Here is a 19,909-nt window from a genome sequence, read left to right as displayed (position 1 = left end):
GGTGCCCCGGGCATACGACGCTGTGGTGCCCGTCATCGGTTCATGTCACGGGCGGGTGATGTGCACCGATATGACGGGAGCCGTTACGGGTGCGTCATCCGCAGGACATCCAGCGCATCGTCGAGCTGCTCGAGGGTGAGGTCGCCGCGGTCCACATAGCCGGACTCCAGGACGACCTGACGGATCGTCTTGCGCTCGGCGAGCGCCTTCTTGGCGACCTTCGCGGCCTCTTCGTAGCCGATGTACCGGTTGAGCGGCGTGACGACGGAGGGTGACGACTCGGCGTACTCGCGGGCGCGTTCGCGGTGCGCGACGATGCCGTCGATCGTACGGTCGGCGAGAAGCCGCGAGACATTGGCGAGGAGCCGGATCGACTCGAGGACGTTCTTGGCGATGACCGGCATCATCACGTTGAGCTCGAAGTTGCCGGAGGCGCCGGCGGTGGCCACGGTGGCGTCGTTCCCGACGACCTGGGCGGCGACCATGAGAACGGCCTCGGGGATCACGGGGTTGACCTTGCCGGGCATGATCGAGGACCCGGGCTGCAGGTCGGGCAGGCTGATCTCGGCCAGACCGGTGCGCGGCCCGGAGGCCATCCACCGCAGATCATTGGCGATCTTCGTGAACCCCACGGCGATGGTGCGCAGCTGCCCGCTGATCTCGACGATCCCGTCCCGGGCGCCCTGGGCCTCGAAGTGGTTGCGGGCCTCGGTGAGCGGCAGCCCGGTGGTGCGGGCGATCTCCGCGATGACGGCGGCGGAGAAGCCGGGTGGGGTGTTGATGCCGGTGCCGACCGCGGTGCCGCCGAGGGGGAGTTCGGCGAGGCGGGGGAGGGAGGCGGTGAGCCGCTCGATGCCGTACCGCACCTGTGCGGCGTACCCGCCGAACTCCTGACCGAGCGTCACGGGCGTGGCGTCCATGAGGTGCGTCCGCCCGGACTTCACGACATCGGCGAACTCCTCGGCCTTGCGTTCGAGGGAGCCGGCGAGGTGATCGAGGGCGGGGATCAGGTCCCGGCTGACGGCGGCGGTGGCGGCGATGTGGAGGGAGGAGGGGAAGACGTCGTTGGACGACTGGGACGCGTTGACGTGATCGTTCGGGTGCACGTCCCGGCCGAGGCGCTCGGTCGCGAGGGTGGCGATGACCTCGTTGGTGTTCATGTTGGAGGAGGTGCCGGAGCCCGTCTGGAAGACGTCGACGGGGAAGTGCTCGTCCCACCGGCCCTCCGCCACCTCGGCGGCGGCCTCCTGGATGGCGTCGGCGACGTCCTTGTCGAGCACGCCGAGCTCCGCGTTGACCTTCGCGGCGGCGGCCTTGATCCGGGCGAGCGCCTCGATGTGCGCGCGCTCGATCCGCTGCCCGGAGACGGGGAAGTTCTCCACGGCGCGTTGGGTCTGCGCGCGCCACTTGGCGTGGCGGGGGACCTGGACTTCGCCCATGGAGTCGTGCTCGATGCGGTATTCGCTCATACCGGGTACAGCGTGGGGGAGGGCGGGGTTGTTCCGGGGCGGGCCGGATGGGTGGCGGGGCGGCGGGGTGGCTGCGGCGACGGGGTTTCGGCCCCGCCGCACCTACCCTTCCCCTCCCTGGGGGCGGCCCCGGGAAAGGGGGCCGGGCGCAAGGAGGGGGTGCAGGGACGGAGCCCCGCGCGGGGTACAGGGGACGCGGTCCCCGCCAGGGTTCCAGGGGCGGAGCCCCTGGAGGGGTTGAAGGGGCGGAGCCCCAGGAGGTGGGACGGGTAGGGGCGGGGGAGCGAGAAACCACCCCTTCCGTGCCCGGAGGGCTACAGCCCCGGCCCCCGCACCGGAATCGACGTGAACGTCGGCGGCTCCGCGGGCGCCTGGAAGAAGTCGTTCCCCTTGTCGTCCACGACGATGAACGCCGGGAAGTCCTCGACTTCGATCTTCCAGACGGCCTCCATGCCCAGCTCCTCGTACTCGAGGACCTCGACCTTCTTGATGCAGTCCTGGGCGAGGCGGGCCGCCGGGCCGCCGATGGAACCCAGGTAGAAGCCGCCGTGCGTGGCACACGCGTCCGTGACCTGCTTGCTCCGGTTGCCCTTCGCCAGCATCACCTTCGAGCCGCCCGCGGCCTGGAACTGCTCGACGTAGGAGTCCATGCGGCCGGCCGTCGTCGGGCCGAAGGAACCCGAGGCGTAACCCTCCGGGGTCTTCGCCGGCCCGGCGTAGTACACCGGGTGGTCCTTCAGGTACTGCGGCATCTCCTCGCCCGCGTCCAGGCGTTCCTTGATCTTCGCGTGGGCGATGTCACGGGCCACGACCAGCGGGCCCGTCAGCGACAGGCGGGTCTTGACCGGGTACTTCGTCAGCTCGGCGAGGACCGCCTCCATCGGCTGGTTGAGGTCGATCTTCACCACGTCGGACGACTCGTCCAGGTGCTCGTCCGTCGTCTCCGGCAGGAAGCGCGCCGGGTCCGTCTCCAGCTGCTCCAGGAAGACGCCCTCGGCCGTGATCTTCGCGACCGCCTGGCGGTCGGCGGAGCAGGAGACGGCGATCGCGACCGGGCAGGACGCGCCGTGCCGCGGGAGGCGGACCACGCGCACGTCGTGGCAGAAGTACTTGCCGCCGAACTGCGCCCCGATGCCGATCTTCTGCGTCAGCTCGAAGACCTTCTCCTCCAGCTCCTTGTCCCGGAAGCCGTGCCCCAGCTCGGAACCCTCGGTCGGCAGCTCGTCCAGGTAGTGCGCGGAGGCGTACTTCGCGGTCTTCAGGGCGTACTCCGCGCTCGTGCCGCCGACGACGATCGCCAGGTGGTACGGCGGGCAGGCGGCCGTGCCGAGCGAACGGATCTTCTCCTCCAGGAACTTCATCATGGAGGCCTCGTTCAGGACGGCCTTCGTCTCCTGGTAGAGGAAGGACTTGTTGGCGCTGCCGCCGCCCTTCGCCATGAACAGGAACTTGTAGGCGCCGCCGTCCGTCGCGTACAGCTCGATCTGCGCCGGGAGGTTGGAGCCGGTGTTCTTCTCCTCCCACATGGTGAGCGGAGCCATCTGCGAGTAGCGCAGGTTCAGCTTGGTGTAGGCGTCGTAGATGCCGCGGGAGAGGGCCTTCTCGTCCTCGCCCTCCGTCAGCACGTTCTGGCCGCGCTTGCCCATCACGATCGCGGTGCCCGTGTCCTGGCACATCGGCAGCACGCCCGCCGCCGCGATGTTCGCGTTCTTCAGCAGGTCCAGGGCCACGAACTTGTCGTTGGCGCTCGCCTCGGGGTCGTCGACGATGCGGCGCAGCTGCGCCAGGTGGGCGGGGCGCAGGTAGTGCTGGATGTCGTGGATGGCCTCCTCGGCCAGCTTGCGCAGCGCCTCCGGCTCCACCTTGAGGAACGTACGCCCGTCGGGTCCCTCCACGGTGGAGACGCCTTCGGACGTCACCAGCCGGTACGGGGTGGTGTCCTCTCCCGTGGGGAGCAGATCGGTGTACGCGAACTCAGGCATCTCGCCCATTCCTCACTCAAGCGACAGCGGCTGGCCTCCGTTGGCAGCGTCCACCAGCGTAGAACCTGGGTCTGACCGTGGATCTGTGAGGTAGGGCTCAGTGCGGGTCCTGTTCGAATGCTCGGTCGGCGGTCGGGTTCGGCCGTTCCGTTCGGCGATTCGGTTCGGCGGTTCGGTTCGCCGCTTCGCGGGGCGGGTTTTCCACAGGTTCGTTCGAGGGGTAGTCGCGATCTATCGCGTTTCGCTACGCTGTTGCCGTGGACCTTCACAAGAGCCCCGCCCCGACCGACGACCGGCCCCTGCCGCCGACCGAGCTGCGCTGCTCCGACGCCGACCGCGACCGCATCACCGACATCCTGCGCGACGCCCTGGCCGAGGGGCGTCTCACGGCGGACGAACACGCCGAGCGCGTCGAGGGCGTGCTGCACGCCAAGACGGTCGGTGAGCTCGACCGGTTCGTCCGCGACCTGCCCGCGGCCCTGCCCCAGGCTCTCGACCTCGCCGGAGCAGGGAGGTACCCCCATCGCCGCCCCGCCCCGGGGTACGCCGCGCCGCCCGGCCGCCCCACCCCGGTGCCGATACCGAGCGACCCCGATGAGAACGTGGTGGCGGTCTTCAGCAGCGCCATACGCCGGGGCCGCTGGCGCCCCGGCCGCCGCACGCACGCGTACGCGATCTTCGGCAGCGTCGAGATCGACCTGAGCGAGGCGCTGTTCGAGTACCAGCAGGTCGTGATCAAGGCCATCTCGGTCTTCGGCGATGTGCAGATACGCGTCCCGGAGAACGTGTCGCTGCGGGGCACCGGCGGCGGCGTGCTCGGCAATTTCGAGGTGAGCCCGCTGGATTCGGGCGATGTCGACGCGCCCGTCATCCATGTCGACGGACTCGCCGTGTTCGGGAACGTGGAGGCGAAGGCCAAGCGCGGCAGGGTGGTCGCCGACATCCTCGACCGCGTGTCGGACAAGGTGGACAAGGCTTTGCGCAAACACCTGGACCGTTGACGCTTGTGAATTCGGCCGGGTTCGGTATGCGGCGGTCACATTCCGGCGGCATGAACAACCCCTGGAGTTCCTGCGGTTGGGAACTCAGTGCATAGGCGCGCGCACAGCGGGTAGGCCTTGCTGCATCGCCTCTCCCTCGCGAAGCCGTCGTCAGGAGTAGACCGTGCTGCAACCGCCGCATTCGTCCCTGCAGGTCGCTGACGTTCCGCACCAGCGGGTGCCAGTGCGCGACAGGGATCAGGACGCCCCGTGGCACACGGAGGCGGTGTGCCGGCGCGACGAGGCCGGCCTGTTCTTCGCCCCCTCCAAGGAACCCACCGCGGCCCGGCTGTCCCGCGAGGAGGCGGCCAAGCGGGTCTGTGCGCGCTGTCCGGTGATGGTCGAATGCCGGGAACACGCGCTGCTGCAGCCCGAGCCGTACGGAGTCTGGGGCGGGCTCACGGCCGCCGAACGCCGTGTGGTGCTGGCCCGGCGCCGCCGCCGCGAACTGGAGCTGAAGAAGACCGCGCGGGGGACGATAGCGGCGGCGGGCTGAACGGCGGAATTCACGCGCATACGAAGAGGGGCGCCCTCTCCGCACCGAGGGCGCCCCTTTCCGCACGGGCCTACTTCGCCCGGTGCACGGCTCTACTTCGCCCGGTCGAAGTCGATCGCGCTGTACGCGCGCAGCTTGCTCAGCCGGTGCACGGAGTCGATCCGCCGGACCGTGCCGGACTTCGAGCGCATGACGATCGAGTCGGTGGTGGCGGTCTCCGACCGGTAGCGCACGCCGCGCAGCAGCTCGCCGTCCGTGATGCCGGTGGCGACGAAGAAGACGTTCTCGCCGGAGACCAGGTCGTCCGTGGTCAGCACCCGGTCCAGGTCGTGGCCCGCGTCGAGGGCCCGTTGCCGCTCCTCGTCGTCCTTCGGCCACAGCTTGCCCTGGATGGTGCCGCCGAGGCACTTCACCGCGCAGGCGGAGATGATGCCCTCGGGCGTACCGCCGATGCCGAGCAGCAGGTCGATGCCGGTGCCCTCGCGCAGCGCCAGGATCGAACCGGCCACATCGCCGTCGGAGATGAGCTTGATGCGCGCGCCGGTGTCCCGGACCTCCTTGATCAGACCGTCGTGGCGCGGCCGGTCGAGGATGACGACGGTGACGTCCTCGGGCGTGGAGTGCTTGGCCTTCGCCACCCGGCGGATGTTCACCGAGACGGGGGCGTTGATGTCGACGAAGTCGGCCGCCTCCGGGCCGGTGACCAGCTTGTCCATGTAGAAGACGGCGGACGGGTCGAACATCGTGCCACGGTCGGCGGCGGCCAGCACCGCGATCGCGTTCGGCATGCCCTTCGCGGTGAGCGTGGTGCCGTCGATCGGGTCGACGGCGATGTCGCACTCCGGGCCGGTGCCGTCGCCGACCCGCTCCCCGTTGAAGAGCATCGGCGCCTCGTCCTTCTCGCCTTCGCCGATGACGACGACGCCGTTCATCGAGACGGTCGAGACGAGGGTGCGCATGGCGCGCACCGCGGCGCCGTCCGCGCCGTTCTTGTCCCCGCGGCCGACCCAACGGCCCGCGGCCATCGCGGCGGCCTCGGTGACCCGGACGAGTTCGAGGGCGAGGTTGCGGTCCGGTGCTTCGGAGGGGACTTCAAGCTCGGACGGCAGATGATGATTCTCGGTCATCGGAGCGCACCTTTCTGATACGACGACGGCCGGATGAGGGTGATGGACCCGACTCTATCGCCGGACAGACAAAATGAGCAGGGCACCCCACGGATGAGCAGACCCCGGCACCTGCGACGATAGGGGCGTGGCAGGCATGAAAGGCAAGCAGACGGTCCGGGACATGATCTACTCCCTGGCCCTCATCGGGCTGATGGCGGGCGTCATCTATCTCTTTGTTCCGCACGACGACCACGCTCCCGACCTCAAGCGGGTGGACTACCGCGTCGAGCTGCTCACCGCGCGCCGCGCCGCGAGCTATCCGGTCGCGGCGCCCGAAGGCCTGCCCGACAGCTGGAAGGCCACCTCGGTGCGTTTCCAGGACGAACCCTTCGACGCCTGGCACCTCGGCTTCCAGGACCCCGAGGGGCAGTACGTGGCGGTCGAGCAGTCGACTCAGAAGGCGTCGACGTTCATCGAAGACGCCAGCCAGGGCGCACGGGAGACGAAGGACACCCAGCGCATCGGCGGGCAGACCTGGCAGCGCTACACCGGCGGCCGCTACGACGCGCTCGTGCTCAGGAGCAAGGGCGCCACGACCGTGGTGACGGGCACGGCGTCGTTCGCGCAGCTGACGAAGATGGCCGAGGCGCTGAAGACCGGCTGACGACGCGGTGGCGCCAGGTGGCGCCGCTGGTCAGCCGGCCCCTTCCGCGCTCTGCTCGCCGTGTGCCTGCCCGTCGTGCGCCTCCTCGGCCAGCGCCGCGTCGAGCCGCCTGCGGGCGCCTTCGAGCCACGTCCGGCACACCTTGGCCAGTTCCTCTCCCCGCTCCCACAGCGCCAGGGACTCCTCGAGCGTGGTGCCCCCGGCCTCCAGGCGCCGCACCACCTCGATCAGCTCGTCCCGTGCCTGCTCGTAGCCGAGTGCCTCGCCCGTCCTGCTGGTCATGCGCCCACCCTAAGATTCCTGGTTGCCGACAGAACCGACGGATCCCTCGCCGTCGGCCCGTACCGTGAACTCGCCCGCGGCGACCCGCGCCCGCAGCACCTCGCCCGCCGTCACCTCGTCCGGTGCGCGGACCACGTGCCCGTCGGCCTTCTGCAGCACCGCGTACCCCCGCCGCAGCGTCGCGGCCGGCGACAGGGCCACCACGCGCGCGTGCGTGTGCCCGAGCTCCGACTCGGCGCGGTCGAGCAGATGCCCGAGGGTGCGCCGGGTCCGGTCGACCAACGCGGTGACCTGGTCGGCCCGCTCGTCGACCATACGGTGCGGGTCCTCCATGCAGGGTCGTGCCAGTGCGTGCGCCAGCCCGCGCTCCTCGCGTTCGACGAACGCCTGTGCGCAGCGCCGTGCCCGGTCCCGCAGCTGCCGTACCCGCTCCAGCTCCTCCCCGACATCCGGTACGACCTTCTTGGCCGCGTCGGTCGGGGTGGAGGCGCGCAGGTCGGCGACGTGGTCGAGCAGCGGGTTGTCCGGCTCGTGCCCGATGGCGGACACCACGGGCGTACGACAGCCGGCCACCGCCCGGACGAGCTGCTCGTCCGAGAACGGCAGCAGATCCTCCACGCTGCCGCCGCCGCGCGCCACGATGATCACATCCACCTCGTCCAGCGCGTCCAGCTCCTTCACGGCCTGCACCACCTGCGGTACGGCGTGCACGCCCTGCACGGCGACGTTGCGCACCTCGAAGCGGACGGCGGGCCAGCGGTGCCGCGCGTTCTCCAGCACGTCGCGCTCGGCCGCCGAGGCCCGGCCGCACACCAGCCCGATGAGCTGCGGCAGGAACGGCAGCGGCTTCTTGCGCTCCGGCGCGAACAGGCCCTCGGCGGCGAGCGCCTTCTTCAGCTGTTCCAGCCGCGCCAGCAGCTCCCCGACGCCCACCGGCCGTATCTCGGCCGCCCGCAGCGACAGCTGTCCCCTCGGGGCGTACCACTCGGGCTTGGCGAGGACGACGACACGGGCGCCCTCGCTCACCACGTCCGCCACGGAGTCGAACACCTGGCGGTAGCAGGTGACGCCGACGGAGATGTCGTACGACGGGTCGCGCAGCGTCAGGAAGACGACCCCGGCGCCGGGACGCCGCGACAACTGCGTGATCTGCCCCTCGACCCACACGGCCCCGAGCCGGTCGATCCACCCCCCGATGAGCCGCGACACCTCGCCGACGGGCAGGGGGTTCTCCGCGGACGTGTTGACAGCCATGCGCCCGAGCGTAGTGGCCGGGACCGACAACGCCGGTCGGCACAACCTCTCCCCAAGGAGGCGATCTACGACCCCGGGGCCCGGCCTTACGATGGATCGCATGACTGCTTCGCCTGGCCGCCGTGTCCTGCTCGCCGCCCCCCGGGGCTACTGCGCGGGCGTCGACCGTGCCGTGATCGCCGTCGAGAAGGCCCTCGAGCAGTACGGGGCCCCGATCTACGTCCGCCACGAGATCGTCCACAACAAGTACGTCGTGCAGACCCTGGAGAAGAAGGGCGCGATCTTCGTGGAGCGGACGGAGGAGGTGCCGCCGGGGAACATCGTCATGTTCTCCGCGCACGGCGTTGCACCCACCGTCCACGAGGAGGCGAAGCAGGGCCGGCTCGCCACCATCGACGCGACCTGCCCGCTGGTCACCAAGGTCCACAAGGAAGCGATCCGGTACGCCAACGAGGACTTCGACATCCTCCTGATCGGCCACGAGGGCCACGAAGAGGTCATCGGCACGTCCGGCGAGGCCCCCGAGCACATCCAGCTCGTCGACGGCCCCGAGGACGTCGCGAAGGTCGAGGTGCGCGACCCGTCGAAGGTCGTCTGGCTCTCCCAGACCACTCTCTCGGTCGACGAGACCATGGAGACGGTCGACGCGCTCAAGGAGAAGTTCCCCCAGCTGGTCTCCCCGCCCAGCGACGACATCTGCTACGCCACCCAGAACCGCCAGCTCGCGGTGAAGCAGATGGGCGCCGAGGCGGACCTGGTGATCGTGGTCGGCTCCCGCAACTCCTCCAACTCCAAGCGGCTGGTCGAGGTCGCCAAGCTCGCGGGCGCGCGCGAGGCGTACCTGGTGGACTTCGCCGACGAGATCGACGAGTCCTGGCTCGACGGCGTGTCGACGATCGGCGTGACCTCGGGCGCCTCGGTGCCGGAGGTCCTGGTCGAGCAGGTGCTCGAGTGGCTCGCGCAGCGCGGCTTCGAGGACGTCGAGATCGTCAAGGCGGCCGAGGAGTCCATCACCTTCTCGCTGCCCAAGGAACTCCGCCGCGACCTGCGCGACGAGGCCGCGGCGCTGGTGGCCGAGCGCACCGGCGAGAAGTAGCGCACCCCGGCGGGAGCATCGGCGCGGGAAGCCCCGCGCCGGCTGCCGTGGCGTGAGTGTCGGTGTGACGCCGTACCGTGGTGTCCATGCAGATCTTCGGCGTGGACATCGGCGGATCCGGGATCAAGGGCGCTCCCGTGGACCTGGACCGGGGCGACCTGGCCGGGGAGCGCTTCAAGGTGCTCACCCCGCACCCCGCGACGCCCGACGGCGTGGCGGACGGGGTGAAGGAGGTCGTCGAACACTTCGGGTGGACCGGCCCGGTCGGCCTCACGTTCCCCGGTGTCGTCACGGGCGGCGCCACCGTCCGTTCGGCGGCGAACGTCGACAAGAGCTGGATCGACACGGACGCGCGCGCCCTGTTCGGCGAGCGCCTGGGCGGGCTCCCGGTGACCGTGGTGAACGACGCGGACGCGGCGGGCGTGGCCGAGATGCAGTTCGGCGCGGGCCGCGGCCGCTCGGGCACGGTCATCGTCCTGACGTTCGGCACGGGCATCGGCAGCGCCCTGTTCGCCGACGGCGTCCTGGTGCCGAACACGGAGCTGGGCCACCTGGAGCTGAACGGCCACGACGCCGAGAAGCGCGCGTCCTCCAAGGTCAAGGACGACAACGAGATGACGTGGGAGCACTGGGCCCGCCGCGTGCAGAAGTACCTCGCGCACGTGGAGATGCTGTTCTCGCCGGAGCTGTTCATCATCGGCGGCGGCGTCAGCCGCAAGTCCGACAAGTTCCTGCCGTTCATCGAGGGCATCAAGGCGGAGATCGTCCCGGCCCAGCTGCAGAACAACGCGGGGATCGTGGGCGCGGCGATGAGAGCGGCGAAGCAGGGGTAGCAGTCGGCACCGGTGGGGGCGCTCGGAGGTGAGGGCGCCCCGTGCCGTCAACCGCTGCGACGGCGCGCCGCCACCCTGCGCCGCAGCATCCGCACCTTGCGCACGGTCGTGATGACGCCCGCGACCAGCGTGCCGCCGTACAGCCAGCCGGCCTGCGTGGCGAGCGCGGTGACCAGCCCGACCAGGCGCCCCGCGACACCGCTGTCGCCGTCGGCCACGACCAGCAGTCCGACGGCGTACGCGATGGGCACGACCACCGGTGCGGTCACCAGGTCGCCGCGCCGCACCCACAGCGCGGTCAGCGCGGCCACCGGCAGGAACAGCACGCCGTAGACCGTGAGGGACGCCTCGAACAGCAGCTGGTCGAGACACGCCAGCACCAGCATCGCCGCGCCGCAGAACAGCCCGCCGCCGAGCCCGGTGAGCCGGGGGCCGGGCAGCCGCCGGGCCGCCTGGTCGAGCGGGGGAGCGTTGCGCATCCGGGCCGCCGGGCGCCGCTGCGCGCCGCTGTTGCCCTGGCCCGCCGACCGTGCCCAGGCGCCTCCGTCGCGCGCCTCGGGACCGCCGGGCCGGGACGGCCGTGCGGCCGCGCCGGACCGCACGGGCGCGGCGGCGCTGCGCCGGCCCTGCGGGGGAAGGGGGGCACCGCGTCGCGGTCCGTGTTGCGGGGGTCGCGTCCTGTGTTGCTCCACTGGACCAACTTAGGTCGGTTTATGTGCGCAATGGCGTATGACACACGCCGTTGGCGAGAGCTTGTCCAAGCGTTCGATACGTCGCCGGGGCGTGGCCCGGTACGCCGTAGACTGGTGGATCGGCCCGCACACTCTCCTGACGGACCCGGGCCCGCAGCCCAGTCCAGCTCTCCAACCTCACGTACGGGAAGTCGCAACGTGTCGCTCACGATCGGAATCGTCGGTCTGCCCAACGTCGGCAAGTCGACCCTGTTCAACGCCCTGACCAAGAACGACGTGCTCGCGGCCAACTACCCGTTCGCCACGATCGAGCCGAACGTCGGCGTCGTGGGCGTCCCGGACACGCGCCTCGCCAAGCTGGCGGAGATCTTCAAGTCGGAGCGGATCCTCCCGGCGACGGTGGACTTCGTCGACATCGCGGGCATCGTGCGCGGCGCGAGCGAGGGCGAGGGCCTGGGCAACAAGTTCCTTGCGAACATCCGTGAGTCCGACGCGATCTGCCAGGTCATCCGGGCCTTCAAGGACGAGAACGTCGTGCACGTGGACGGCAAGGTCTCGCCGAAGGACGACATCGAGACGATCAACACCGAGCTGATCCTCGCGGACCTGCAGACGATCGAGAAGGTTCTGCCGAGGCTCCAGAAGGAGTCTCGGATCAAGAAGGACGTCGCGCCGAAGGTGAAGGCCGTCGAGGAGGCCAAGGACATCCTCGAGAAGGGCGACACGCTCTTCGCGCACGGCATCGTCCAGGGCAGCGAGCGCGCCGAGCTCCTCCACGACCTGCACCTGCTCACCACCAAGCCCTTCCTCTACGTCTTCAACGTCGACGAGGACGAGCTGATGGACGACGCCTTCAAGGATGAGCAGCGCGCGCTGGTCGCCCCCGCGGAGGCGATCTTCCTCAACGCCAAGCTGGAGGCGGACCTCGCCGAGCTGGACGAGGACGAGGCCCTCGAACTCCTCGAGTCGGTCGGTCAGCACGAGCCGGGCCTCGCGACCCTGGCCCGCGTCGGCTTCGACACCCTGGGCCTGCAGACCTACCTCACGGCGGGCCCGAAGGAGTCCCGCGCCTGGACGATCAAGAAGGGCGCCACGGCCCCCGAGGCGGCCGGCGTCATCCACACCGACTTCCAGAAGGGCTTCATCAAGGCGGAGGTCATCTCCTTCGAGGACCTGGTGGAGGCCGGCTCGGTGGCGGAGGCCCGCGCCAAGGGGAAGGCGCGCATGGAGGGCAAGGACTATGTGATGCAGGACGGGGACGTGGTGGAGTTCCGCTTCAACGTTTAGTTGGCGCCGTAGCATCGACGTAGCGAACTGGCAAACGCGCAGGTCAGGCGGGGTCGGCCTATCCGGGGTCGGCCCCGTCGCTGTAGCCGTCGCTGGATCCGTGCTGGATTTCCTGACGTCTCGTCACCTGTCGTCGCCCCTGATTATCCGTACCCCAGCTGGATCGGCGCTGGATCCAGCTGACGGGCTGTCAGCTCGATGTGGCCGCATCGGCTACGAATTTTGTCGCTGACTGGGTGTCGTTGGCCCATCGGGGGACTGGGTGGGGGCACGTTGTGACACTCCCGTGGATGGGATGCGGGCGCCGCGGCGGGTCCGCTGGGCCGCGCGGCCCAGCGGCAGGGGAGCTGCATGAGGCCTGCTCGCAGGTCCGAGTCTGCGTGGGGGCCGCAGAACATGGGAACGGGGGAAGCTTCACCCGAACCCGCCACCCAAGCTCTGGTCAGATCCAGGAACCAGGCTCAGAAGATGCGGTAGCTCCCGCCGGGCCAAGCCGGAGGAGTGCATGCGGCGCCTGGCCGAGGCGTACCACGAGCACCACGTCGACTGCGTCGTGGTCGAGACGAACAACGGCGGGGACTGCATCCCGGCCCTGCTGCGGACGGTGGACCCCAACATCCCCGTCCGCAAGGTGACCGCCTCACGTGGCAAGCACGGGCGCGCACAGCTGGCCTCGAGCCCCTACGAGCAGCACCGCGTCCACCACGTCGGCTCCTTCCCCGAGCTGGAGGAGCAGCTGATCACCTGGGTGCCCGGCTCCGGCGAGTCGCCCGACCGTCTCGACGCCCTGGTGTGGGGCCTGACCGACCTCAAGGGCCTGACCGGCGGCTCCTGGGCGGACGCCTACGGCCAGACCGCCTGCGGCATGTGCGGGCGCAGCCTCGTCGCCAGCCTCCACCCGCGCAACTGCCCCCACTGCGGGGCGCCCCGCCAGTGAACGGAGCGCGATGACCGGACCCGAGGACGCCCCGTCCGACGAGGCGGGCGAACTCACCGCCGAGGAGATCCGCGAGTGGTGGGCGGCCTACCGCGGCCAGCGCTGCCCCTGGTGCGGCGGCCTGCACGTACGCGCCTGCCCGCGCGTGAAGTCGATGAGGTTGGACAACGCCAGCAAGAAGGTCCTTGAGATCTCCTTCTGGCCCGACGGCAAGTGGCCCGACTCCTCCATCGACTGGCCCGAGGACAAGCCAGAGGAGAGATCGTGATCTTCCGTAACCCCATACCGGTCCCGGACGCCGAACAGACCACCACCTGGCGGGTGATCGGTCCCGACGGCGGCACCCTGGACTTCGTCATCGACTGCCACGGCGACGTCAACTGCGACGCCGACTGGTACCGGAACTCCACCACCCGCCATGAGTAAAGGCCACACCCGCACGGTCGGGCACTTCGACGACGAGCACTTCTGCCGCTGCGGCAAGGAATGCTGCGTCGACGAGTTCACCGGCCAGTGCCTGTGCCGACGTTGCGCCTGCCATCGCAACCGGAAGGTCACGTCCGCCGTGCCCAACAGCACCACGTACAAGGGGCCTCACAGCCGCTCCTACGAGGCCGGCGTGGACAAGCTACGCACGAGCCCGCCGTCAATCCTCTGACGTCAGCTCATCCGATGCACCTCTGGCAGGCACACGCTCAACTATGGTGTGATCAGGCCTATGAGCCGTATGGGGGCACTCTGGCAACGGTGGATCAAGTACCTCGGCACGATCACAGAGACAGTAGATGGCAATGGGCGTCCGGTGGGTGACCAGCTCGCCATGATGCTCCTCTTCGGGCCGGCGGCGGCGGGGCTTGCCATCATTGTGCTCGCTGCCAAGATCGGCTCCCGATTCGCTGAGTTCAGTACAGCGCTGGCGTGGTTCGGCTTTCTGACGATGATCCTCGGCGAGGCTTTTATGCTCCTGTCCGCCGTAGTAGCTCGGAAGGCCGTCAATGTCGAGCGGGCCCGCCATCGTCTCGTCGCTGCCGATGAACTGACCGCGGCAATCAAACGGCTCGGGGAGGCGCTGGAGGAGTCCCAGCGACTGTATAGCCTGGCCAGAGAAGAGGCAGAGACCCGGCACGCCGCGCTGAAGGAGCTGCGCGCGAGAGTGGAGCGCATGGAGGTCCTGGACACTCTGACTCCCGATCAAGCGGCTGCTTACACAGCCACAGTTGAAATGATCATGGGTACAAAGGTCGAACGAGCCGAGCGACACCTGGACCGCATGGGATGGCTCTTCGCAGCATCCGGCTGGATCGTCGCGGTGGGCGTGGTCGTGTTCGGCGAGTTCATCCCGATCGTGAAGCGCTGATAGTTCCAGCGGGTCTCCAGCAGCGCGGCCCATCCATAAGATCTGACAATCGCTTCGCCCAGGCCGGCCGAGGACATGCCGGCGCGCGGCGAGTTCGTAGACTGAGCGGCTGACCGGCCGGGGCAGGAACGGCCCACCTGCTACGCGGCCGTCACAGCACCGGGATGGTGCTCCACTCCCCGCTGTCCGACTGGCGCTCGATCCGGGGCACGGCGATGCCCTTCTCCGCCTTGAACCGGCCGGCCGCGCGCCAGGCCGTCTCGTCGCTGTCCAGAGGGTCGTTGACGCCCTCGGGCTAGCGGTCGAAGGTGATCAGGCCGCGCTCGTCGTAGAACCGGTACTCCCAGGTACGTGCGAAGTTCGCTGCCTGCGTCATTAGTTCGCCTTTCGGTCGGTGCGCCAGTGATTCCGGCGTCCGTCCGATCACCCGCCGTACGCGGCGAGATGTGGTAATCCGCGCCCCGGAGGTGTGTGCTCCAAGGCATCGACGTCAGCTCCTCGTCTCTTGCTTTCCATCACGAAAACGGCCTTCATAACCGCCGCTGCTGCATCGCTGACCTTAACTGCCACCACAGCCTTCGGGGCACCGGCCGGCACGGCGCCAACGCAAAATGCCCGTACGAACACGCAGCCTGTCAAGCTGACTGCAACTCAGGTCGCCGAACTCCCGCCCGCCCCAGCAGAACAGACTGCTCAATCCGCTGCGCCGAACTGCTGCCGCACTGGACGCGGTGGGTACGCAGGACAATCCGGCCATCTACTCGAGCCTGAGAATCGACGCCCCGGCGGGGGTCGTCCATCTCTACGTCACCGACGCTGCACAGGCGGCCAGTTTGATTCGGTCCGCCAAGAAGCGTGATCTGCACATACGCACCGACATCATCGATGTAGGCCCGTTACAGCCTGACCCAACTGCACGCGGCCCGCCGTGCGCTGTATGACCAGCAGCAGCGCAAGACGTTGCGCTACGCCATCAACTATGTCGCTGTCGAACCGGACGGCAATGGCCTGGAGGTCGGCACCCCGGATACGAAACAGGCGGCCATGGGGTGTTTTCCGAAGCTGGAGGACGTCCCGGAGATGGTGGTGGACTTCGTCCGGCGGGCGGTGGAGCTGCCCGAGGGCACCTTGCCGCTATACCGAGCGGTGAAGACGGCCAAGAACCACCGGGGGCTGGTGCGGCAGCGGGTGGGTGTGGTCTACGACCAGGCGGAGGCCCGGCGGGACTCACCGGGCCACCGGAACACGAAACTCCCGTTGTTCACGGCCCCTCAAGCCGAGCCGTACCCGCACATGTCGCTCGCTCTCCTGTGAGCGGGGTCAGTTGCGGGTGAGGGTGCGGCTGGCCGCCGCGGCTATGGCGATACCCAGCGTCCAGCCGAGCACTGTGAGCGCGGCGGTGACGACCGCGGGCGTACCGTGGTACTGCCAGACGTCCGTCTGCCCGAACCGGATCACCGGGACCAGGTGGTCGGCGGCGTAGAGCACCGGATTGAACACCGAGTGGTCCTCGGTGTTGATCCGCTCGGGCCGCACCGTACTGAAGTACGCACTACTTGCGATCAGCAGACCGAGGACCCAGCCGATCGCGCGCAGCGGCCGGTATCCGTAACCGACCAGCAGGTCGAGCAGGTACGCCGGGACGCGCCCCAGCCAGGGCAGCTCCTGGCGCTGCGCCCGCTGCTTGGCCAGCAGCACGGTCCTGGCCTCGCCGTCGTTGCCGAGCGATCGGTAGTAGTCGGCCAGTTGCTCGTAGGGCTGGGCACGGAAGCCGCCGACCTGGCTGTCATCGGAACGTCGCACCTGGCGGGTCAGCAGCCGCAGCCGTTCGGTGGCCTTGCTGTACTGGCTGAACGGGCCGTATACGAAGCCGTCCAGGTTCAGCCGGGCCGGCCATGCCTCGGGGGAGTCGTTCACCCCTGCGGTGGCGGTGGCGGCGTACAGGGTGAGCAGCGCGTCGGGGCTGTCCATGCCGTGGATGTCCAGGTGGCCGGTGATGCGTGCGCCGGTCAGGCGGATCTCGCCGGCGGTGTGGAAGCCACCGGTGAGGTGGAGGCTGCCCTCGACCGTCATCCCCCGCCCGTGCAGGGCGGGCCGGTTCCCCGCAGCAGTGAGCCGCGCTCCGCCGAGGTCCAGGTCGCCGATGAACTTCGCGCCGAGTAGCCGCACCGAGCCGGTGGACCGGAACGGCCGCGCCTGTCCGGCGCTTACGTCAGGACGGAAGGACGACTCACTGCGTACGGTGAGCGAGTCGCCGTACAGCGCGGCGCGGCCGTTGCCGTCGAGTTCGGCGCCCTCGAGCACCAGGGAGCTGCCGATCTCCGCCCCCGGAATGCGCAATTCGCCCAGGGTACGAAGCCGCCGTCCGAGCAGGCTTCGGCCGACCTGGATGCCGCCGGCGTTCAGTGACACGCCGTTCGGTGCTGGGTTGAGCAGTGCGGCGTCGGTGAAGGTGACCTGGCCGCCGACGTGTGCGTTGATCAGCCAGAAGGAGCCGTTCGCCGAGATCCGGTTGGCGAGCAGGCTGCCCTCGATCCGAATGCCGTCGGCGTGCAGCGCGCGGCTGTCTTCGCCGGTGATGACGGTGTCGCGCAGGTCGAGGGTGCCGCGCACTTGCGCCCCGAGCGCGCTGATCGTGGTCAGTCGGGAATACCGCAGGTCGATGGACTGGGTGCTGGCGTCGTCGAGATCGACCGGGTTGTCGAACCGGCAGCCGCGCAGCTGGAGCAGGGAGCAGACCTCCCCGTGGTCTATGCACAGCTGGCCGGTGATCCGCGCCCCGGTGATCCGGACCGCGGTGACGGCCCCGGGTGCTGCCGGGCAGGCGCCGAGGAGGAGGGCGGCTATCACCTCGCCGCGCACGCTGCGGTCGGTCGGCCACTGCTCGGCGTTGGCAGGGTCGTCCGCCTCGGCGTCGCCGACACCCAGGTCCACCAGTTCGCCGTGCGGGAAGGCCCGCCACACTCGGCGCTCGGCGGGGCTGAGGGAGCCGAGCCACTGAGGGGCGGACGTGCCGGTGCGGAAGGGCCTGCGTCTCATGGCCGTCATCTTGCCGCACGACGGGGGCGGTTGACGCGGCGGAAGGCTTCGGTGCAGGCGTTCTGCAACAACGTTTAGTCGGCGCCGGCATCGACGTCATGATTTGGCAAATGTGCAGCTTAGGCGGGGTCGAGCCCATTCGGGGGCGGCTCCGTCGCTGTATCCGCCGCCGGATCCGTGCTGGAGGTGCTGACGCCCGGTCATCTGTTGTCGTCCCTGCTTGTCCGCACCCTTGCTGGATCGGTGCTGGGATCGAGGTGACGGTGTGTCGGGCGAATAGGTGTGCCTTCGGCTACGGAATCCGTCGCGGACGGGGCGTCGCCTGCCCCCGAGACGCCGAAAGCCCCTTCCGCAGCGGCGCCCCATGTGCAGTGGTCACGGGTGCGCCGCACGCGGGCCCCCGCCGCCGCGTGCTCGTAGGGGGCACGGCCCCTGGCCTCGGATCGGGGGCCTTCACCGGCGTGGTGGTGGCGGCATCGAGGACGGTACGGAACGTGCCGGCGTCGGCGGCAGGCTGCCCTTCGTCCGCCGAGCGCGCATGCCGTGCCGGCCCTGCTGCTGCCGGTCACCGTCAGGCGTACGCGCCGCGGCGGCTCCGCGTCGTGTCGCGGAGCCGCCGCGGGCTCGGTGGGTCACCGATTACGGGATGGTGGCGCCCTCAGCGCTCAGCGCGGCCGTCACCGGCTGGAAGAAGGTCTCGCCGCCGGAGGAGCAGTCACCGCTGCCGCCGGAGGTCAGTCCGATCGCCGCGTCCCCGTCGAAGAGCGCGCCGCCGCTGTCGCCGGGCTCGGCGCAGACGTCGGTGTCGATCAGTCCGGAGACCGAGCCCTCCTGGTAGTTCACGGTGGCGTCCAGCCCGTTGACCGTGCCGCCGTAGACACCCGTGGTGCTGCCGCTGCGCTGGACCTGTTCGCCCACATAGGCGTCCGCGGCGTGGGTGATCTCCTGGGTGCCGCCGTCGTAGAGGTCGACGGCGCTCGGGTGGTCGCTGCCCGTGTCGTCGTACTGGACCAGGGCGTAGTCGGTGCCGGGGAAGTGGGAGTCGACGGTCTGGGCGATCTCGCCGCCGCCCTGCGAGTCGGACCAGCTTGAGGCGGCGTTGCCGCAGTGTCCGGCGGTGAGGAAGTAGGGCGAGCCGTTCACGGAGACGTTGAACCCGAGGGAGCAGCGTACGTCGCTGCCCCAGATGGCGTCGCCGCCCGCGATCAGCGGCTTGAACGCGGAGGCCGCCCGGCGTACGACGACCTTGTCGCCCAGCGTGCGGGTCAGGGCGTCGAGGCGAGCGCGGTTCGCCCCGGTGACGGTCGGGTCGACGGTCACCACGACCTTGTCCTGGCGGGGGTCGATCGCCCAGGCGGTGCCCGCGATCCGGGCCTGCCGGGTCAGGGTGGCCGTCACGGACCGGAGTTCGGCGGTGGAGTGCCGCACGGTTCTGGGGACCGCACCGGTGGCGCGGACCCGGGCGGCGGCGGACGGATCGGTGATGTTGACGACGAAGTGGTGGGCCGCGGTGTCGTAGTAGGAGCCGGCCGCGCGGTCGCCGAGTCGGGCGACGAGGGCGGCGGTGGCCTGGGCACGGGCGGCGGAGGGAGCGGCCGGGTCCGCGGTGGCCGCGCCGGCGGCGGGGAGCAGGAGCGCGCCCGCGGTGAGGGCGAGCACGCTCGCTCCGCTGAGGGCGCAGGTGGCAAGGGCTGTACGACGTCGTGTCATGTGGAGCCTCCAGTGGGGGTTGCCCGTCCGCTGGGGTGGTCGGGGCCGGAGGATGCACGGCAGCACGTCCCCGGGGGAAAGAGACGTGCTCATGCCAAGTGACGACGAGTATGGCGACGCCTTCCGTGCGCAACAAGGAAGGATTCAAGCCGCCTGCCCGGTACGGCAGGTGGCTGTCCTGCCAAGCCGCCGGCGCGCGTCCCCGCTCGTCAGGCGGGGGAGTCTCCCGCAGTGCCACGCATGGTGGGCATCGACGGGTCCGCCGCCCACGCTTCGTGCACGCGCGCGTGACCGACACACGACGTTGCCGTCCGGTATCCGGATCCGCCATCGCTGATTTAGAGCGTTCTTGGCCAACAGATGACCGGACGTGGGGCGCCGGGCTCAGTGGGGGCGTCCATCCGTTGGGTGCCGATGACCGACAGCAGCCGCTGTGCCTCCTCGGAGGACGTGCCGGGGACGGCGGTGTAGATCACGACCTGCTGGTCGCGGTCGGTGAGGTCGAGGGCGTCGCAGTTGACGGTGACCGGGCCGGCCATCGGATGGCGGAACGTCTTGCGGAGCGTGGGGGCCGTCTCCCCGTCGTGCGAGTCCCCACAGCCGGGAGAACTCCGCGCTGCCGGAGCGCCGTCAGCTTGTGCCACCGGGCTCGCCCTGTCGGC

The 19,909-nt window shown here is 69.8% G+C and carries 20 protein-coding genes and 1 pseudogene; 12 read left to right on the top strand and 9 right to left on the bottom strand.

What is annotated here, in order from left to right:
* Positions 1-83: 83 nt before the first annotated feature.
* Both ACFYZJ_RS16880 and ACFYZJ_RS16875 read right to left on the bottom strand, forming a co-directional pair.
* Positions 84-1,469, bottom strand: a complete 1,386-nt coding sequence (locus ACFYZJ_RS16880; RefSeq protein ID WP_388568299.1) for a class II fumarate hydratase — start codon at positions 1,467-1,469, stop codon at positions 84-86.
* Between the two features lie 314 nt (positions 1,470-1,783).
* On the bottom strand, positions 1,784-3,451 hold the full coding sequence (locus ACFYZJ_RS16875; RefSeq protein ID WP_388568296.1) for a fumarate hydratase: 1,668 nt from the start codon (positions 3,449-3,451) through the stop codon (positions 1,784-1,786).
* Between the two features lie 257 nt (positions 3,452-3,708).
* Here ACFYZJ_RS16875 and ACFYZJ_RS16870 point away from each other — a divergent pair, with 257 nt between their 5' ends.
* Complete coding sequence (locus tag ACFYZJ_RS16870) at positions 3,709-4,452, top strand: DUF1707 domain-containing protein (RefSeq protein ID WP_388568294.1); 744 nt, start codon at positions 3,709-3,711, stop codon at positions 4,450-4,452.
* Positions 4,453-4,615: 163 nt separating this feature from the next.
* On the top strand, positions 4,616-4,987 hold the full coding sequence (locus ACFYZJ_RS16865; protein ID WP_388568292.1) for a WhiB family transcriptional regulator: 372 nt from the start codon (positions 4,616-4,618) through the stop codon (positions 4,985-4,987).
* A gap of 92 nt (positions 4,988-5,079) precedes the next feature.
* Here ACFYZJ_RS16865 and glpX read toward each other — a convergent pair whose 3' ends face one another.
* Positions 5,080-6,114, bottom strand: a complete 1,035-nt coding sequence (gene glpX / locus ACFYZJ_RS16860) for a class II fructose-bisphosphatase (protein ID WP_388568289.1) — start codon at positions 6,112-6,114, stop codon at positions 5,080-5,082.
* 127 nt (positions 6,115-6,241) lie between these two features.
* Between glpX and ACFYZJ_RS16855 the strand changes: the two genes are divergently transcribed.
* Positions 6,242-6,760 (top strand): DUF4245 domain-containing protein, encoded by a 519-nt coding sequence (locus ACFYZJ_RS16855; RefSeq protein ID WP_388568286.1) that lies wholly within the window; start codon positions 6,242-6,244, stop codon positions 6,758-6,760.
* Between the two features lie 30 nt (positions 6,761-6,790).
* Here ACFYZJ_RS16855 and ACFYZJ_RS16850 read toward each other — a convergent pair whose 3' ends face one another.
* Entirely contained in the window at positions 6,791-7,042 is a 252-nt protein-coding gene (locus tag ACFYZJ_RS16850; RefSeq protein WP_388568283.1) for an exodeoxyribonuclease VII small subunit, read from the bottom strand.
* A 9-nt stretch (positions 7,043-7,051) separates the two neighbouring features.
* On the bottom strand, positions 7,052-8,296 hold the full coding sequence (gene xseA / locus ACFYZJ_RS16845; protein ID WP_388568280.1) for an exodeoxyribonuclease VII large subunit: 1,245 nt from the start codon (positions 8,294-8,296) through the stop codon (positions 7,052-7,054).
* Positions 8,297-8,387: 91 nt separating this feature from the next.
* On the opposite strand from xseA, the gene ACFYZJ_RS16840 reads away from it, so the two are divergent.
* Positions 8,388-9,392, top strand: a complete 1,005-nt coding sequence (locus ACFYZJ_RS16840) for a 4-hydroxy-3-methylbut-2-enyl diphosphate reductase (protein WP_388568277.1) — start codon at positions 8,388-8,390, stop codon at positions 9,390-9,392.
* 86 nt (positions 9,393-9,478) lie between these two features.
* The gene (ppgK, locus tag ACFYZJ_RS16835; protein WP_388568274.1) at positions 9,479-10,225 is read left to right on the top strand and encodes a polyphosphate--glucose phosphotransferase; all 747 of its coding nucleotides are present in this window, start codon (positions 9,479-9,481) and stop codon (positions 10,223-10,225) included.
* A gap of 47 nt (positions 10,226-10,272) precedes the next feature.
* On the opposite strand, the gene ACFYZJ_RS16830 is transcribed toward ppgK, so the two are convergent.
* Positions 10,273-10,827 carry a DUF6542 domain-containing protein gene (locus tag ACFYZJ_RS16830; protein ID WP_388568271.1) on the bottom strand — a complete coding sequence of 185 codons (555 nt, stop codon included), beginning with the start codon at positions 10,825-10,827 and terminating at the stop codon, positions 10,273-10,275.
* A 288-nt stretch (positions 10,828-11,115) separates the two neighbouring features.
* Here ACFYZJ_RS16830 and ychF point away from each other — a divergent pair, with 288 nt between their 5' ends.
* The 7 genes from ychF (at position 11,116) to ACFYZJ_RS16795 (ending at position 15,812) form a co-directional block, all read left to right on the top strand.
* Positions 11,116-12,204, top strand: a complete 1,089-nt coding sequence (ychF, locus tag ACFYZJ_RS16825; RefSeq protein WP_388568268.1) for a redox-regulated ATPase YchF — start codon at positions 11,116-11,118, stop codon at positions 12,202-12,204.
* 358 nt (positions 12,205-12,562) lie between these two features.
* Positions 12,563-13,141, top strand: a complete 579-nt coding sequence (locus tag ACFYZJ_RS16820; protein ID WP_388568606.1) for a hypothetical protein — start codon at positions 12,563-12,565, stop codon at positions 13,139-13,141.
* A 10-nt stretch (positions 13,142-13,151) separates the two neighbouring features.
* The gene (locus ACFYZJ_RS16815) at positions 13,152-13,409 is read left to right on the top strand and encodes a hypothetical protein (protein ID WP_388568265.1); all 258 of its coding nucleotides are present in this window, start codon (positions 13,152-13,154) and stop codon (positions 13,407-13,409) included.
* The gene (locus ACFYZJ_RS16810; RefSeq protein WP_388568263.1) at positions 13,406-13,567 is read left to right on the top strand and encodes a hypothetical protein; all 162 of its coding nucleotides are present in this window, start codon (positions 13,406-13,408) and stop codon (positions 13,565-13,567) included. Before ACFYZJ_RS16815 ends, ACFYZJ_RS16810 begins: the two co-directional genes overlap by 4 nt.
* Positions 13,560-13,799 carry a hypothetical protein gene (locus ACFYZJ_RS16805; protein ID WP_388568260.1) on the top strand — a complete coding sequence of 80 codons (240 nt, stop codon included), beginning with the start codon at positions 13,560-13,562 and terminating at the stop codon, positions 13,797-13,799. The genes ACFYZJ_RS16810 and ACFYZJ_RS16805 overlap by 8 nt, the downstream gene beginning before the upstream one ends.
* 60 nt (positions 13,800-13,859) lie before the next feature.
* Positions 13,860-14,498, top strand: a complete 639-nt coding sequence (locus ACFYZJ_RS16800; RefSeq protein WP_388568257.1) for a hypothetical protein — start codon at positions 13,860-13,862, stop codon at positions 14,496-14,498.
* Between the two features lie 960 nt (positions 14,499-15,458).
* Positions 15,459-15,812: a hypothetical protein gene (locus ACFYZJ_RS16795; protein WP_388568254.1), complete on the top strand. Its 354-nt coding sequence runs from the start codon at positions 15,459-15,461 to the stop codon at positions 15,810-15,812.
* A gap of 6 nt (positions 15,813-15,818) precedes the next feature.
* Here the strand turns inward: ACFYZJ_RS16795 and ACFYZJ_RS16790 are convergent, their stop codons facing one another.
* From ACFYZJ_RS16790 to ACFYZJ_RS16780, 3 genes and pseudogenes are all read right to left on the bottom strand, one after another.
* Entirely contained in the window at positions 15,819-17,537 is a 1,719-nt protein-coding gene (locus ACFYZJ_RS16790; protein ID WP_388568251.1) for a hypothetical protein, read from the bottom strand.
* Positions 17,538-18,176: 639 nt separating this feature from the next.
* Positions 18,177-19,247: a S1 family peptidase gene (locus ACFYZJ_RS16785; protein WP_388568249.1), complete on the bottom strand. Its 1,071-nt coding sequence runs from the start codon at positions 19,245-19,247 to the stop codon at positions 18,177-18,179.
* A gap of 338 nt (positions 19,248-19,585) precedes the next feature.
* A pseudogene (locus tag ACFYZJ_RS16780) lies at positions 19,586-19,868 on the bottom strand (hypothetical protein); the annotation flags it as partial.
* Positions 19,869-19,909 lie beyond the last annotated feature (41 nt).

It is taken from the genome of Streptomyces sp. NPDC001848 (assembly GCF_042891915.1).
Classification (GTDB): Bacteria; Actinomycetota; Actinomycetes; order Streptomycetales; family Streptomycetaceae; genus Streptomyces.
This window is presented reverse-complemented; position numbering and strand designations above follow the sequence as displayed.